Origin of the sequence: Leifsonia sp. SIMBA_070, from assembly GCF_046534635.1 — a bacterium.
Lineage (GTDB): Bacteria > Actinomycetota > Actinomycetes > Actinomycetales > Microbacteriaceae > Leifsonia.
On record NZ_JAWRYK010000241.1, the window covers coordinates 1 to 274 of the forward strand.

Sequence of the window (274 nt, forward strand, 5' to 3'; positions counted from 1 at the left end):
CGCCGACCGCACCCAGCGGAGTACTCATACGACGGTCGGTTCCTGCCCGTTGTCGGACACCATGGGCTTGCCTGCTTCCAGCCATGCCCCCATGCCTCCGGTGACGTTCACCGCGGAGTAGCCATGGGACTCCAGCCAAGCGGTGGCGCGGGCGCTGCGCCCGCCGGTGCGGCAGATGACCGCCAGGTCCTGGTCTGGATCCAGGTCCTCAATGCGGTCGGGCAGCGCGTCGAGGGGAATGTGGATGGCGCCGTCGACATGGCCCGCTTCCCAT

Annotated in this window: 1 protein-coding gene; it reads right to left on the minus strand. The window is 68.6% G+C overall.

Annotated elements, in window-relative coordinates; all coding sequences use genetic code 11:
• Positions 1 to 24 precede the first annotated feature (24 nt).
• Positions 25 to 274: rhodanese-like domain-containing protein (locus SB754_RS20195; RefSeq protein WP_410784153.1), on the minus strand; the 250-nt coding region annotated here is incomplete at its 5' end.